Source organism: Candidatus Eisenbacteria bacterium (genome assembly GCA_035712145.1).
Taxonomy (GTDB): domain Bacteria; phylum Eisenbacteria; class RBG-16-71-46; order RBG-16-71-46; family RBG-16-71-46; genus DASTBI01.
In genome coordinates this window covers 1-13,210 of the sequence record DASTBI010000126.1, presented here as the reverse complement: position 1 = coordinate 13,210, position 13,210 = coordinate 1, and the positions used below count along the sequence as shown (strand labels likewise).

Here is a 13,210-nt window from a genome sequence, read left to right as displayed (position 1 = left end):
CCGAAGAAGCCCTTGAGAACGTCCTGCGCCTTGCGCTTGAGGCTGTCCTCGAGCGCGCGGCGCTGCTGATCCGACATCTTCCGCAGACTGTCGACCGCCGCCTTTCGCTTTTCTTCGAGTCCCGCCTGCACTTGCTGCTCGAGCTTCTGGCGCTGATCGGACAACGCCTGCGAGGCCTTGCCCATGAGGCGATCCTTGATCGCCTGCGTGTCGACGCGCACCTTCGGCGCCGCCGCTGGACCGGTGACGCGGAGATCGACGATCAGATTCCCCTGCGGATCGCTCAGCGCGCCGGCGGCGAACGCCGATTTCGTCTGGAGCTGCGACGCGATCTCGGGAGGCAGCGTGACGCTGACGGCGTAGTCGAGCTTGCCGTCGAAGCTGACGCCTCCGACCGCCTGCCACTTGCCGGTCTTGCCTTCGAGCGTGACGTTGTCGGTCATGAACATCCCGTGCTCCACGCGGAAGGGCATCTTGAGATCGCGAAGCCGGATCTCCTTGAAGGCCGGGATCCCGAGCGTGCTCGCGACCGCATTGAGCGCCGGTCCCGGACCGATCGTTCCCTCGGTCATCAGCGCCTTGCCGATCGCGGTCAGCGTGCGCTTGACCTCGTCGGGCGTGCCCCCGGCGCCGGCCAGGTCCAGCTCGCTGTCGAGCTGGCCGTGCAGCCATCCGCGCGCGCCGGTCCAGGTCGACAGTAGGTGGTCGGCGTCCACCGAGTCCACCTTGGCCTTCACCTTGAATCCAGGACTCTTCGGATTGGCGACATCGAATCGAGCGCTGCCGTTCACGGCGCCGCCATATCCATTGAACGAATACGAGCCGGCCTGCATCACGCCCGGTGTCAGAGCGATCTGGGCGTTCACCTGGCTGACGTCGAGCTTGTCCTTCTTGAGCCGGCCGATGGTGACCCGGCCATGGCCGCGCGCGTTGGGGAGCACCGGACTGCCGGGGGTCACCGGCAGCAGCTCGGCGAGATCGAGGTAGGGTGAGCGCAGATCGAAGTCCACTTCGGCCGGCTCGGTCTTGCCGATCTCCGCCATCAGCGCGAGCGGGCGCGCCACGGTGGCATCGAGGCCGACCGACGACTTGCCCGCGTGCATGATGAAGCGACGCACCGCGGCGTGGCTCGGCGAGAACTGGATCTCGGCCTGGATCTTCTCGACTTTCTTCGGAAGAGTGGGCGCCTCCACGCTCACCTGAGCGAGCTCGGCGCGGCCCTCGAGGCCGAACGTGCCGGGATCCTTGGCCTGACCCTGCCCCCGCAGATCGATCACCGCGGTCCCGCCGAGCTTCGTGTCCTTGGGCGCGATCAACGGAGCGACCGCGGCGAGGTTCACCGGTCCTTTCAACGCGAAGGACACCCGTGGATCAGCGAACCGGCTGACCGACAAGGAGCCGGTGATCGGCGCCAGGGCCTTGCCGTCGGAGCCGATGACGCGAGCGCTCAAGCGTCCGATCTCCACCTGATCGGGGGCGAGCCGCGCGCTGAGCGCCAAGGCTTCGACTCCGGCGGGCGCTCCCGAGTAGCGGAACGCGCCATCGGCCACGGTGAGCGCGCCGGTCAGGTCCGGGTGTCGATCGGGTCCGAGCGCGCCCCGTATCGCGAGATCGAAATCGACCCGGCCCGAGCCGCGGATCCCGCTCACCGCTTTGGCGTCTGCGGCGGCCACGAAGCCCAGCAGCTCGCCGAGGTCCAGCTGCGAGCCCTTGGCGCGGAGATCGAGCCGCGCCTTCGGTCCGGGATCGTCCACGATCCCGGTCAGCGCGACCTCGGCGCGGCCGAAGGCGACCGAGAGCCGCTGGAGCGCCAGCCTCTTCTGCTTCGCGGCGAACGCTCCGTCATGCTCGAGCTTCCACTGAAGGCTGGCCAGCGATTGATCGAGGTCGGTGACCCGCGCCGCGGAGAGAGGACCGAAGGCCAGCCCGCTGAGCTCGGTGGCTCCCGAGGTCGCGATCCGCTCGCCGCCTCGCTCGGAGCGGAGCGACATCCGCGTGTCGACGGCGAAGGTCGTGCGCTTCTCGGCCTTGAGATCGTCGACCAGCGCCCGGCCTTGCTCGATGGTCAGCTCCTTCAGCTCGAGGTCCATGGGCGCGCCGGTGGCGGGCTTCGCCTCGCCGGTGTCCCTCCGCCCGATGTCGTCGAGGTTGGTGGTGCCATCGGCCCGCATGACCAGATGGAGCGTGGGCCGCGTGACCACCAGGCGGCGCACGACGACACGGCGGCCGAGGAGTGCCAGCACGTCGAGGTCGAGATGGATCGCTTCGGCGCGGAATGCCGCGCCGCGGGCGAATCCGCCGGGCTCGGCGAGCTCGGGACCCTTCACGGTGAGTCGGACCGGAGGAAGGAGGCCGACACTCGCGTCGGCGAAGCGCACGTCGCGGCTCAGCGCCTGCGTGAGCTGCGCCTGCACCATGCTTCGCACACGGGCGGGCGGAAACAGGATGGCGACCGCGGTCCAGGCCACGCCCACGAGCGCGAGCGCTCCGGCGATGAGCCACAACCAAAGGCGGCCACGTCCCGAGGTTGATGCGGAAGACATGGGTGGCCGATACTGCCACACGTGGAACCTATCGCGGAACCCGCCGCTCTCGCCCTCTTGCGTGAGCACCGACTGGTCACCGCCATCCGCGCGCGGTCGGCGGCCGAAGCGCTCGGCGCCGCCAAGGCCATCGCCCGCGGCGGACTCAAGCTGCTCGAGATCACCTTCACCGTGCCCGACGCGGTCAAGGTCATGGAGTCGCTGGCCTCCGAACCCGACGTGGTCGTCGGCGCGGGCACCGTGCTCACGGCGGAGCAGGCGCGCGCCGCCCTCGGCGCCGGCGCGCGCTTCATCATCGCGCCCAATCTCGCGCGCGAGGTCGCCGAGGTGGCGCTCATGGCCGGCGTTTTCTATTGCCCCGGCGCGTACACCACCAACGAGATCCTCGCCGCGCGTGACATGGGTGCGCACGTCATCAAGCTCTATCCGGTGGGCGTCGCCGGCGGCCCCCAGTACGTTCGCGTCATCCGTGATCCATTGCCGGATGTCCCGCTGCTCGCGGCCGGAGGCACCACGCTCGAGAACATGCTTCCGTTCCTGATGGCCGGCTGCATCGGCGTCGGACTCGGTGGGGCGCTGTGCGACCCCGCGCTGGTCGCGGCCGGCAACTGGGGAGAGCTCACCATGCGGTCAAAGAACTTCGCCCAGCGTCTCGCCCAGGCTCACACCTCGGGAATCCTGGCCAAAGTCGGCGCATGAGACTCGGCCCGACGGGCCGAGCCGCACTCGTCCTCCTGCTCGGGTGGTCCGGATCGGGCATGGCCGGCACCGAGGAGTTCTCGACGTTCAGCGTCTACGAGCAGCAGCACGATGACGAGAGCCTCCTCGATCATCTGCTGACGCGCACGCCCGTGGACTGGCGCGCGAGCCGTGAACGATCCTCCCAGAGCCTCCGCTCCTCGCAAGGCTGCCTGACCTCGGGCCGCTGGCTGATCGATACGCAGCTCAAGGTGCGCGCGCCGCTCGGGGATCGCGCCGCATTCGGCCTGGACGTCCGAGACGAGCAGAGCGACGTGGTCAGCGTCCAGTACTTCGACTTCTCGTTCCGCTTTCCCACGGCGCACGGCACGCCGGGATTGCTCTACCGGCCGCTCTTCGACAAGAGCCGCCAGGACCTCGGCGTCTTCTGGGAGTTCGGCGCCGAGACGTTGGACGTCGTGCGTCTGACGTTCACGTTCGAGGACGTCTTCAACAACCTCTGGGCGTTTCGACAGACCGCGGTGGGTAATGAATCGGAGCCCTACGAGCAGCATCCCTACGAGCCCGCGCTCTGGATGCGCGTCGCAAGGCCGGCCGGTCGCGTCGAGCTCGGCGCGCAGTGGCTCACTCCCTCACGCAAGCGATTCGAGACGTTCGACCCGGCGTTGTCGCGCCAGGCCACGCTGTGGGGCGCGCTCGGATTCGCCACGGTCGAGGCCCAGCGTGGCAGGACCGCGCTCGAGCTGGGCTCCGCCATGCGCCACGCGCACTCGGGCCTCACCCCTCCAGGAGGCTCCCTCTATGGAGGCGACTACCGGCGTCAATGGTCGGTCGAGAGCGCGCTGAAGCAGGGACTCGGCCCCGCATCCGCCCTCGAGCTGCGCTGGATGTATCGCGAGAGCTTCGAGGAATCCGATGCGCCTTATCCCTCGCGACGGCTTTCGACCATCGACCGCGTCATCCAGCTCGAGGCGCGAACGAACCTGGGACGATTCGGCGCCCGCGCGGGCGGCCTCTACGACCGGATCACCGTGGACCTGCAAGGAGATCCCCTGTCTGCCTACCCGACTCGCAACGAGTCGCGGGCCTACCTCGGATTCTCGGCGCGCTTCGGACGCGTGCTGCTGGACATCGTCGAAGGCTTCGAGCTCGATGCCGAGCCTTACGATGTGTGGGGATTGCACGACAAGGCCTTCGCGCACCTGCAGACGACATTCTAGGCGGGAGGCACACCCGGATCGAGCCCGTACCGGGTCGTCCGGCAGGCCCTTGCCCCGGGCGAGGCTCACGGCTATCGTGCCCCGGCCGCCGGAACCGGGGCGGCATTTCCGGCAATCGAGTCTCGAGCCACGTCGATTCCGGCGGCCGACCCTGGGCCTCAGCCCCTGCGCCGCCGATTCGTTCAGCAGGACAAGGAGGCCTTGTGCGCGCGCGCGTTCCCCTCGCCGTGGCGGTCTTCGCGGCGGCTCTCCTCGCGCAACCGGCGACTGCCGATCCGGTCGGCGGCCACATCCAGATCACCCCGTTTGCGGGCTACACCGTCTTCGACGGGGAACTGCGTCTCAACGGTCACTCCCTGAAGGATGACCTCTATTTCGGCGGCCGGCTCGGCTATCAGTTCAATCCGCTCTGGGGGCTCGAGCTCGCGGGAGGATTCACTCCCACGGCCGAGGACGCGCCAGGCAGTCCCGACGCGGACTTCTTCCACTACTCCGGCAACGTGATGGTTTCGCCCTGGCCCGGTCTTGTCGGGTCGCCATTCCTGTTCTTGGGAGCGGGCTCGGCCCAGGCCAAGCCGACCTCCGGGGAGGACGAGAGCAAGGGGTCGATCGAATTCGGGGGCGGCCTGCGGGCGTGGCTCACCGACGCCATCGGACTCCGGCTCGAAGTTCGGCAGATCTATTACACCATCGACTACCCCGACGGGGAGCATCGAATCAGTCATCTGGCCGCCGGCGGCGGTCTCGTGCTCGCGCTGGGGGGGAAGGGGCGCGACACCGATGCGGACGGCGTCCCCGATCGCAGGGATTCGTGCGCGAATACCCCGAAAGGTGCGCGTGTCGACTCCAAGGGCTGCCCGCTGGACAGCGACTCCGACGGCGTGTTCGACGGCATCGATCAGTGCGCGACCACGATCAAGGGCTGTACGGTGGACGCGCGCGGTTGCGAGAGCGACGCAGACGGCGATGGAGTGTGCGACGGGCTGGATCAATGCGCCGACACGCCGGACAGCGCCACCGTCGACGCCAAGGGGTGCCCGAGCGACACGGACGGCGACCGCGTGTTCGACGGCATCGACAAGTGCCCGGGCACGCCCACGGGCGCGACCGTCGACGCCCAGGGCTGCCCCAAGGATGCGGACGCGGACGGGGTGTTCGACGGCATCGACAAGTGCCCGGAGACCGGTCTGGGACTGAAGGTGGACTCGCTCGGTTGCCCGATCGAGTTCATCGAGAAGGAGACCGAGCTGCTCGACACCGGCATGATCCGGCTGCAGAACGTGAACTTCCAGACCGCCAAGGCCGACGTCTTGCCCGAGACCTACGCGGTTCTGGACGTGGTCGGCCAGGTGCTGAGGAAGTGGCCGGAGCTGAAGATCGAGATCGGCGGACACACCGACAGCCGTGGCGCGGACAAGTACAACCAGCGCCTGTCGGAGTCGCGGGCCACGGAGGTGATGAAGTATCTGACGACCAAGTTCGCGGACCTCAGGCCTGGTCAGTACACCGCCAAGGGATATGGAGAGAGCCGTCCGCTGGTGCCGAACACCAGCGATCTGAACATGTCGAAGAACCGGCGCGTCGAATTCGTGGTTCAGAACCGCGACGTCCTGCGCCGGGAGGTCCAGCGCCGGCGCTTGCTGCAGAAGGGCGAAGCGCTCCCGGACACCACCAAGGCTCCGGCGCCAGCGCCGGCGCCGGCGGACACCACCAGGCGTTAGAATCTGCACGACACCGCGCCCGCCATCATCTTCGAGGAGGCCATGAAAACCGCGACCGAGCACTTCACCGAGCAGGACCTGCAGGAGCTGATCGAGGTTCGTCGCGATCTTCACGCGCATCCGGAGATCGCCTTTCAGGAGGTGCGGACCTCGGGTTTCGTCGCCGCCCGCCTGCGAGCCATGGGGCTCGAGGCGAAGACCGGCGTCGGCAAGACCGGCGTGCTCGCGACCATCCAGGGGGTGAAGCCGGGCAAGACCGTCCTGCTGCGCGCGGACATGGACGCGCTGCCGATTCACGAGGAGAACGACGTCCCTTACCGCTCGACGACGCCCGGTGCGATGCACGCGTGTGGGCATGACTGCCACACCTCGATGCTTCTCGGTGTGGGTCACAAGCTGTTCCAGGAGCGCGGCACGTGGCCCGGGGCGGTGAAGCTGGTCTTCCAGCCCGCGGAGGAGCAGGGCGGCGGCGCCGAGGCGATGATCGCCGACGGAGCGCTCGAAGGTCCGGCGCCGGACGCGGCGTTCGGACTCCACGTGTGGCAGGACCTCGACCTCGGCAAGGTCGGCGTCACCTCGGGGCCGATGATGGCGGCGGTGGACGAGTTCACCATCACCATCACCGGCAAGGGCGCCCATGCGGCGCAGCCGCACCTCGGCGTCGATCCCGTGCTGTGCGCGGCGCATATGGTGACGGCATTGCAGGCGATTGCCAGCCGTGAAACCGATCCGTTCCGCGACGTGGTGGTGAGCGTGACCCAGGTGCACGCCGGCACGGCCTTCAACATCATCCCGCCGAACGCCACGCTGAACGGGACCGTGCGGCTCTTCGACACGGCCCTGTGGGAGCAGCTTCCCGACCGCTTCGAGCGCATCGTCCGCGGCATCGCCGCGGCATTCGACTGCCGGGTGGAGCTCGAGTACCAGCGCCACAACCGGCCCACGGTCAACGATCCCCGCATGGCGGCGCTCGCGCGATCGGTGGCGGTCGAGGTGGTCGGCGAAGAAAACGTGGTGGACGATCTGCGCACGATGGGAGGCGAGGACTTCTCCTCGTTCCTCGCCCGGGTGCCGGGCTGCTTCATCGCCATCGGCTCGCGCAACGCGGCCAAGGGTCTGATCCACGGCCACCACCACCCGCGCTTCGACGTCGACGAGCGCTGCCTGCGGATCGGAGCCGAGGTCCTGCTGAGGACGGCGCGCCGCTTCCTCGAGGCGTGAGCGCCGTTCCCGACTCCGCTTCTCCGGGCCGGGTCATCCGTCGACGCCGGGGGCCGATCGCGACATTGGTCCTGTCGCTGGTCGTCACCACCATCGATGCCTCGCTGCTCGCGCTCGCGCTCGGTGGCTTCGCGGCGGTGTGGGCGCACCCGCGGGCGCCGGCCTTGATCGTGGTCTGGGGCATCACGGGAGCGGTGCTCGCCCTGCGACGGCCGGTCGGCGATCAGGACGTCGTCACGCTCGACCGCGAGTCGCGCTGGACGTTGATCGCGCTGGCGCTCGTGCCGGTGACGACTCCGGCGGTTGCCGCGCTGGGCGAGCGCCTGGGCCTCTGGATCCTGCCGGGTCGAGAACCCGTGAGATGGGCCGGCGTCGCCATCGTGGCGCTGGGACTGACGATTCGAATCCTCGCGATGAGCCAGCTGGGCTCACGCTTCTCTCCGCTCCTCGCGGTTCAGCGCGAGCACGTGCTCGAGACCACGGGACTCTACCGGCGCATTCGACACCCCGGCTATCTGGGCTCGTTTCTGGCGGCCCTCGGCGCGGTGATGGCGTTTGGCAGCGGGCTCGGCCTCTTGCCGCTTGCGCTCTTCGCGGCGCTGATGGTCCTCAGGATCCGCCGTGAAGAGGCCTTGCTCGCCGCCCGGTTCGGAGATGCATGGGTCGCCTATCGAGCGCGCAGCGGAGCGTTCCTCCCTCGTCCCTGAACGGGACGCCAACCTGGCTTGCCGGGCCTTGGCACACCTCGGACCCTCGGCTATGCTCCCGCCGTGCGCATCGCCTATCACATGATGTCGTCGCCGGTCGGCCTGCTCTTTCTCGCCCGCACCGACAAAGGCCTGCGTTATCTCCAGTACATGGAGCGCAAGAGCCTCAAGCGCATGATCGCGGCGCGCTCGGACATCGTGCCCGACGCGAAGTGGGAGCCGTCCCTGCTCGATCTCAAGGCGGTGGTGGAGCAGCTCGACGCCTACTTCAACGGCATGCTCCAGGAGTTCGATGTCCCGCTCGATCCCGTCGGGTCGGACTTCCAGAAGAAGGTGTGGACGGCGCTGAGCCAGATCCCCTTCGGTGAGACCAGGAGCTACGGTCAGATCGCCAAGAGCATCCGCCAGCCCAAGGCATCCCGGGCCGTCGGGCTCGCCAACAACCAGAACCCGATCGCGATCATCGTGCCCTGCCATCGAGTGATCGGGGCGAACGGCGCCATGACCGGATACGGCGGCGGTCTGCCGCGCAAGCGCTGGCTGCTCGACCACGAGACCCGCTTCGCCGGCATCCAGCCGACGACGCAGGAGTTGTTCGTGGGCGCCGGCTCCAAGGGCCGCCGCTAGGCGCCTCGCGGCTCGAAGGAATCGAATCCCCGTTCCACGATCGTCCGCGCCGCACCCGAGGCGTCCTCGATCGCGATGGATCCGCGATCTGCCGTGAGGAGACCGATCCACGCAAACGCCACTCCGCTCGCTGCGGCCACCGCCTGGCAGGATGCCGCCCGCTCCGGATCGATCGCGAGCAGGAGCTCGTAGTCGTCACTCGGCGAGAGGCGCAGTGTGACGGGATCGACCCCGAGGGCTTCGGCCGCACGCTCGATCTCGGGATCCATGGCCCAGTCGCGCGCCATCAGCCGCGCGCCGATCCCGCTCGCTTCGCACAGCTTGGCGAGATCGCCGGCGAGACCGTCGGAGATGTCGATCGCCCCCGTGACGCCGCCGTGATCCCCTAGTTCGCGCGCGAGCGCCACGCGTGGTTCGGGATGAAGCCACGCGGCCACGAGGGTCTGCCACTCCGGCGCTCGCGCCCGCTCCCCCAGCCGGCGCGCCAGCGCCAGACCGGCGCCGGCGCGTCCCGGATGCCCGGTCACGGCGAGCCGATCTCCGGCCCGCGCGCCGCTGCGCCGCCATGCGCGGCCTTTCCCGACGTCGCCGAGCAGCGTGAGCGAGAGCCACTGCGGCCCGGCCACCGAGGTGAGATTGCCGCCGACCACGCCGGCGCCGTGCCGGCCGAGCACTCGCTGGATTCCACGCTGCACCTCGACGAGATCGTCCACCGAAGCATCCTCGCGGGCACCGATCGATAGCAGCGCCCAGCGTGGACGCGCAGCCATCGCCGCCAGATCGGACAGGTTGGCGCACCCAAGGCGGGCGCCGACCTCGAGCGGAGCGCTCCACGCCGGCAGGTAGTGTACGCCCTCGACGAAAGCGTCGGTGGTCAGCACCAGTTCCATGCCGGCCGCGGGCTCGACCACCGCGGCGTCATCGCCGGGACCGAGCGTCACCGCGCTCGCGCTGGCGCGTTCCGCCTTGAGTCGATCGAGGACCTCGAACTCCCCCAGCTCGCGCAGGGACGGCATTCGACCTCCGGCGTGGTGAAGAGGCGCCGGAGGATCCGGCGCGGCGCGCTAATCGGGGTTCCGCACCTCGACCGTTCCCAGGCCCTCGAGCTGTTTCTTCGCGACCTCGGGATTCGAGACCACGAGGACGCGCAGGTCGTCCACGCAGAAGTACGACTTCAGGGCGCGGCGCACGTCCGTCATCGACACCGCCGAGATCTTGTCCTGATAGGTCTGGAGATAGTTGGGCTCGAGACCGAAGAAATCGACGTTCAGCACCTGGGTCGCGAGCGCGTCCGGCGCCTGCAGGCCGAGCGGGAACTGCCCGGTGAGATAGCTGCGCGCCTTGGCGAGCTCGTCCTCGCTCGGTCCCTCGTCGACCAGCTTCTTCTCTGTGGCGAGTGCTGTGTCGATGGTCTTGCGAATCGTCTCGTTGCGGGTGAACGTGTTGATCGAGAAGGTCCCGGCGTTGCGGTACATCCCGAAGCGGCTGCTGATGCTGTAGGTCAGCCCCTGATTGACCCGCACCTCGTTGACGAGGCGTGAGGTGAAGCCGGAGCCGAGAATCGCGTTGGCCACGACGATCGGGTAGAAATCCGGATGGTTGCGTGGCACGCCGATGCAGGCGAGCCGGATCTGCGTCTGCGTCACCTCGGGCTTGTTGACGATCAGGACCTTGCGGCCTTTGACCTGCGGCACCGCCTGGTAGGCATCGGTCCATTTCTCGCCACTCTTCTTCCATGAAGCGAAGGCCTTCTCGAGCGCTCCGATCGTCGCCTTCGGATCGACATCGCCCACCACCGCCAGCAGCGCATTGTCGGGCCGCACCCGCTGCGCGTGGAAAGCGACCACATCCTCGCGGGAGATGGCCCGTACCGACTTCTCCCAGCCGCTCAGCGGATGGGCCAGCGGGCTCTCGCCCAGAAGGAACGGACCGAGCGCCTGATTGGCCACCGATCCGGGATTGTTGCGGTCGGCCGCGATCGCTCCCAGCGTCTCGTCCCGCTTGCGCTCGAACTCCGCGGCGGGGAACGTGGGCGACACGATCACGTCACGGAACAGCTCGAGCCCGGTGGCGAAATCTTTTCGCAGCACTTCGCAGGTGACGACGACCTGCTCCGCCGAAGCGCCGGCCTCGAGCGAGCCTCCGACGAACGCGATGTCCTCGGCGATCGTGCGCGCGTCGCGGCCCGCCGCGCCCTGGGTCATCAGCTCCGCCATCAGCGCGGCGAGCCCTTCCTTGCCGGCGGGATCGTTCACCGATCCGGCGCGGGCCACGAGCCGGAAGTCGACGAGTGGCAGGCGCGATGTCGGGATCACCACGACCTGCAGACCGTTGCCGAGCTTAGCCCGCGTGGCCGGCGGAATCTGGAGCGCCCCGGCGTCCGCCGAGGCCGCGAGTGCGAGAGAGAGCAGCAAGCTCGAGCCGGCGAGGAACAGCCCGAAGGTCACGGCTTGGCCTCCGGTCCAGCGGTGGGAAGCAGCTCGACGACGGTGCGGCGCTCGGGCACGAACGTGGCGCGAGCGACGCGCCTGCAGTCCTCCAGCGTCACCTTGCGGTAGCGGCCGATCGCGTCGTAGAGCGTGCGATAGTCGCCGAAGACGTGCTCGTAGAAGCCCAGCTGCTCGCCGACGCCGTTGTTGGTCTTGAGCGACTTCACCAGGTCCGCCTCGAGAAGATTCTTGGCCTTGTCCAGCTCGCGCGCCGTCGGGCCCTCCTTCACCAGCTTCTCCAGGACCTGGTCGAGCGCCGCCTGGCCCTCGCGCGCGGGCTTGCCCGGCTTCATCTCGACCGAGAATTCGAACAGCGTGGGATCGAGACGTGGCCGGAAGAACGTACCGGCGTCGAGCGCAAGCTGCTTCTCGTACACCAGCGCCTGATGGAGGCGCGAGGACTCGCCGTCGCCCAGGATGCTGGACAGGAGATCGAGCACCCAGGTGTCCTCGCTCCTCGCGTTCGGCGCCTTGTAGCCGATCTGGAAGCTCTCGTTCTCCGCCGGATAGCGCACCTGCGCACGCCGCTCGCCGCGCTGCTCGGGCTCGGAATTGACCGGCGCCTTGGGCGCGGTCTGTGCCGGGATGTCCCCGAAATATTTCTGGATCAAAGCGAGCGCCGCTTTGGAGTCGAAGTCCCCGGTGAGGATCAGGATGCAGTTGTTGGGGGCGTAGTACGTGCGGAAGTAATCCACCAGATCGGTGCGCTGCATGCGCTCGAGATCCGCCATCCAGCCCACCACCGGCCAGCGATAGGGCGAGGCGAGAAACGCCGTCGCGTAGAGGCTCTCGTCGAGCATGCCCGAGATGTCGTTGTCGGTGCGCAGCCGGCGCTCCTCCTTCACCACTTCGATCTCGCTCTTCAGCAGCTCCGGCGCCAGCAGCAGTTCACGCATCCGGTCCGAATCCACGCGCAACAGGACCTCCAGCCGGTCGGAGGCGATGTCTTCGTAATAGGCGGTCATGTCCCGATCGGTGAAGGCGTTCGAGACGCCGCCGTTCGATTCGATGATGCGGTCGTATTCCTTGGGCGGAACGCTCTTCGAGCCGTTGAACATCATGTGCTCGAAGAAGTGCGAGATCCCGGTGATGCCCGGCCCTTCGTTGCGGGAGCCGACCCGATACCACTGCCAGAAAGTGACGGCTGGGACGCTGTGGTCCTCATGGAGCAGGATCACGAGTCCGTTCGGCAGCGTGTGCCGCGCGACCGGGAAGCGCGCGGGAGTGAGGGCGGTCGTGGGTGCTGAAGCCGTGGTCGTCGCCGCGGGCTTTCCCTTGGGCTTCGCCTTCGCCGCTTCGGCGGGCGCGCCGGCGATCAGGACGAGAATAAGGGCTGCGTTCCATGCGGCGGCCAGTGTCGCTCTCATCGTCTCTCCGTGGAGTGGTGTCGCGGCAGTCTATCGACGGCGCCCGACGCGGACAAGCGCGCGACGGTGAGCCTCGCACGTTCACCGTGGCTATACTCGCGGCATGCCGCTACCGGCCCATCTCGCGCGTCTCGCGCTCGACTGCGACATCACCGCCTACCGCTCCTCGGGCCCCGGCGGTCAGAAGAAGAACAAGACGGAATCCAGCGTTCGCGTGCGCCATCTGCCGAGCGGCATCACCCGCATCGCGACCGAGAGCCGGTCGCAGGGCAGGAATCGCCAGCTCGCGCTCGAGCGCGTGTGGGACGAGCTCAAGCGCCGTGCGCGAAAGCCAAAGCGACGGATCGCGACGCGGCCGAGCGAGGCAGCCGTCGAGCGCCGGCTGACCGCGAAGCGCCGCGCGGCGGAGAGAAAGCGGGCACGGAGCAGCCCGGCCGTGGAGTGATCGCCGCTAGGTGCGGCCGAAGTCGTCTCCGACCTGCTCCTCGACGTTGTGCTTGATGATACGGGCTTCGGTGATGAAGACCACCTCCTCGGCGATGTTGGTGGCGAGATCGGCCACGCGCTCGAGGTTGCGCGCCACCAGGATCAGGTCCATCGCGCGGGTGATGGTGCG

12 protein-coding genes are annotated in these 13,210 nt (G+C 68.4%); 7 read left to right on the top strand and 5 right to left on the bottom strand.

Annotation, left to right across the window (positions count from 1 at the left end; genetic code table 11):
- A partial coding sequence (locus tag VFQ05_07800) for an AsmA-like C-terminal region-containing protein (GenBank protein ID HET9326658.1) occupies positions 1-2,543 on the bottom strand: 2,543 nt, incomplete at its 3' end.
- 57 nt (positions 2,544-2,600) lie between these two features.
- Here VFQ05_07800 and eda point away from each other — a divergent pair.
- From eda to VFQ05_07770, 6 genes are all read left to right on the top strand, one after another.
- Positions 2,601-3,242 carry a bifunctional 4-hydroxy-2-oxoglutarate aldolase/2-dehydro-3-deoxy-phosphogluconate aldolase gene (eda, locus tag VFQ05_07795; GenBank protein ID HET9326657.1) on the top strand — a complete coding sequence of 214 codons (642 nt, stop codon included), beginning with the start codon at positions 2,601-2,603 and terminating at the stop codon, positions 3,240-3,242.
- Positions 3,239-4,462 (top strand): hypothetical protein, encoded by a 1,224-nt coding sequence (locus VFQ05_07790; protein HET9326656.1) that lies wholly within the window; start codon positions 3,239-3,241, stop codon positions 4,460-4,462. The genes eda and VFQ05_07790 overlap by 4 nt, the downstream gene beginning before the upstream one ends.
- Before the next feature lie 203 nt (positions 4,463-4,665).
- Positions 4,666-6,183, top strand: coding sequence for an OmpA family protein (locus VFQ05_07785; GenBank protein HET9326655.1), 1,518 nt, complete (start codon positions 4,666-4,668; stop codon positions 6,181-6,183).
- Between the two features lie 42 nt (positions 6,184-6,225).
- The gene (locus VFQ05_07780; GenBank protein ID HET9326654.1) at positions 6,226-7,404 is read left to right on the top strand and encodes an amidohydrolase; all 1,179 of its coding nucleotides are present in this window, start codon (positions 6,226-6,228) and stop codon (positions 7,402-7,404) included.
- Positions 7,401-8,111 (top strand): isoprenylcysteine carboxylmethyltransferase family protein, encoded by a 711-nt coding sequence (locus tag VFQ05_07775; protein ID HET9326653.1) that lies wholly within the window; start codon positions 7,401-7,403, stop codon positions 8,109-8,111. Before VFQ05_07780 ends, VFQ05_07775 begins: the two co-directional genes overlap by 4 nt.
- Positions 8,112-8,192: 81 nt before the next feature.
- Complete coding sequence (locus VFQ05_07770; GenBank protein ID HET9326652.1) at positions 8,193-8,738, top strand: methylated-DNA--[protein]-cysteine S-methyltransferase; 546 nt, start codon at positions 8,193-8,195, stop codon at positions 8,736-8,738.
- Here VFQ05_07770 and thiL read toward each other — a convergent pair.
- From thiL to VFQ05_07755, 3 genes are read right to left on the bottom strand one after another with little or no spacing between them, the layout of a single operon-like run.
- A complete protein-coding gene (gene thiL / locus VFQ05_07765; protein ID HET9326651.1) occupies positions 8,735-9,754 on the bottom strand; it encodes a thiamine-phosphate kinase in 1,020 nt (339 codons plus the stop codon). The two genes, VFQ05_07770 and thiL, sit on opposite strands and share 4 nt — an antisense overlap.
- 48 nt (positions 9,755-9,802) lie before the next feature.
- Complete coding sequence (locus VFQ05_07760) at positions 9,803-11,185, bottom strand: pitrilysin family protein (GenBank protein HET9326650.1); 1,383 nt, start codon at positions 11,183-11,185, stop codon at positions 9,803-9,805.
- Positions 11,182-12,594 (bottom strand): pitrilysin family protein, encoded by a 1,413-nt coding sequence (locus tag VFQ05_07755; GenBank protein ID HET9326649.1) that lies wholly within the window; start codon positions 12,592-12,594, stop codon positions 11,182-11,184. Before VFQ05_07755 ends, VFQ05_07760 begins: the two co-directional genes overlap by 4 nt.
- Before the next feature lie 103 nt (positions 12,595-12,697).
- Here VFQ05_07755 and VFQ05_07750 point away from each other — a divergent pair, with 103 nt between their 5' ends.
- Entirely contained in the window at positions 12,698-13,039 is a 342-nt protein-coding gene (locus VFQ05_07750; GenBank protein ID HET9326648.1) for a peptide chain release factor-like protein, read from the top strand.
- Positions 13,040-13,045: 6 nt separating this feature from the next.
- On the opposite strand, the gene VFQ05_07745 is transcribed toward VFQ05_07750, so the two are convergent.
- Positions 13,046-13,192 (bottom strand): PhoU domain-containing protein, encoded by a 147-nt coding sequence (locus tag VFQ05_07745; GenBank protein ID HET9326647.1) that lies wholly within the window; start codon positions 13,190-13,192, stop codon positions 13,046-13,048.
- Between the last annotated feature and the right edge of the window lie 18 nt (positions 13,193-13,210).